Raw genomic sequence first — 453 nt, 5'->3', positions numbered from 1 at the left:
ACCACCACCGACCCCGCCGCGCTGCAGGCCATCTGCGATCGGCTCGGCCCGGCCACCATCGACGCCTTCGCCCAGCGCTGGCTGGCGGTGCTGCCGCGCCCGCTCACCGACGCCGACCGCGCCGGCGGGTACTGGTGGGAGCTGTCGATGCGCCAGGTCGAGGTCTCCCGCACCCTCGTGTTCACCGCCCCACGCCACGCCCGCGGCTTCTTCGAGGCCCTGGTCGCCGACAACCTCGACATCGGCCGCCCCGCACACGTCGAGCTGATCTTCACCGGCAAACACGAACGCCGCGGCCGCCCACGCACCCACCCACTGATCTTCAACACCAAGGTCGTCACCCGCGGCGTCGAGGTCACCGTCAACGCCTTCTACAAGCACTCCCGGATCAAGCAGTACCTCAAAGACGGCCGCGCGCTGCGCGTCGAAACCGTTGTCAACGACACCTACGAC

1 protein-coding gene is annotated in these 453 nt (G+C 69.5%); it reads left to right on the top strand.

The annotated features are described in order from the left end of the window. A partial coding sequence (locus ACL02T_RS34980; RefSeq protein ID WP_412835105.1) for a hypothetical protein occupies positions 1-453 on the top strand: 453 nt, incomplete at both ends.

This window comes from Pseudonocardia oceanicola (genome assembly GCF_047200735.1).
GTDB lineage: Bacteria > Actinomycetota > Actinomycetes > Mycobacteriales > Pseudonocardiaceae > Pseudonocardia.
This window is presented reverse-complemented; position numbering and strand designations above follow the sequence as displayed.